General features: G+C 39.2%; 2 protein-coding genes. Both read right to left on the bottom strand.

The annotated features are described in order from the left end of the window. Nucleotides 1-279 precede the first annotated feature (279 nt). Nucleotides 280-1,008, bottom strand: coding sequence for a class B sortase (srtB, locus tag PGQ38_RS19075; protein ID WP_204453214.1), 729 nt, complete (start codon nucleotides 1,006-1,008; stop codon nucleotides 280-282). Nucleotides 1,009-1,074: 66 nt separating this feature from the next. Continuing rightward, a partial coding sequence (locus tag PGQ38_RS19070; protein WP_270433132.1) for an LPXTG cell wall anchor domain-containing protein occupies nucleotides 1,075-1,356 on the bottom strand: 282 nt, incomplete at its 5' end.

The following is a 1,356-nucleotide window of genomic DNA, read 5'->3' as shown; positions in this document are numbered from 1 at the left end:
TTTCCCATAATTGTAACACTTGTCATAATAATTGCCATCCACTTTTTTAATCCATTCATCCTGTTTACCTCGTTTTCTTAAATTTTCCCCTATAAGTTGTAAGTAAAATTTTTTAGAGTCCTCCCTTCAAAGTTCCTTTATTCTTTTTTCACTATATATCACGTAAAATTTCGGTATCAGTTGCATACTTGCTAAAATAATTTATTTTTAGTCTTAAAACATAATTTCCGTATTTTCCTGACGATATAAAGTAATTTATGGCATTTTATTTTCCTGGTATTAAAAGACTTCCATACTTATACCCTCACCATTTGTCTCTGACTCTTCGCTTTCCTCTGGCAGCTCACAGAAAAGAACCAGGCGTTTCGAAGAATCGGAACCGCAGGTGGATAATAAAAGCTGTCTGGTTTCAACTGGCTCTCCCAGCCAGAAGGTATCGCTGTCCGCATTTACATATCCGCATCTTATTACCGAATAGGTCAAGGACTGTCCATCCGGCAGATATAGGTACACTTTATTGTGTGTTTCTAAATATTGCTCATTTTCGTACTTGTGCAGCCCCTGGAACATACTGCCATCTTTCATATTGTGTCCATATAGAATGCTCTTTCGGTTGGAAAAATCCGGACTGTTGTCTTTATCCAGAAAAATGCTTCCGGCTACATGTTCTGTCTTTTTAAAGGTATGCTTTAGATAATATTCATTGTCTATCCCCTGCACAACCGGATAATCAATCTTCGTATCCGGGATCCGGATCCAGGCAATGATCTCCGGATTTATTTTTTTCAAAGCTTCAAAATCAACGGTAACTGTTTCTTTCTGGTTTTTCTCCGGTGTTTCACCATCAGCATTTTCTTTTAGCTCCTCCACGGCAACATATTCCCGAAGGGTGTCATATTCCTCTTCCCCATCCCGGTACATAAGATACGTTCCGATTCCCATGCAGATTCCAAAACCCAGCAGCATCAAGCATACAGCCACGATTCCCATTTCTTTTACCTGCTTCATAATCCCCTCCATTTCCAATTATTTCCAAGAAAAAAGGACCGCCACCGAAGTGACAGTCCAGTTTTCTTATTCCTCATGATTTTTCTTTTTGGTATACCAGAAGATCCCGGCAATTCCGCCCACTGATAAAACAAGAAGAAAGATAGGAAGCCAAATGTTGGTGTCATCTCCTGTTTTCGGAGATTTTACATAACCGCCAGTTGGAATCCGCTCATTAGTAAGTTCTTTGGTGATCTCAATCTCTTTGGTCTTATCATCTTTATACTCAAATACAACGTTTTCCTCTTTCTCGCTTCTTACATAACCTTCCGGTGCTTTGGTCTCAACCAGGATGTACTCGATTTCTTT

This window comes from Blautia faecis, from assembly GCF_027662325.1.
GTDB lineage: Bacteria > Bacillota > Clostridia > Lachnospirales > Lachnospiraceae > Blautia_A > Blautia_A faecis.
This window is presented reverse-complemented; position numbering and strand designations above follow the sequence as displayed.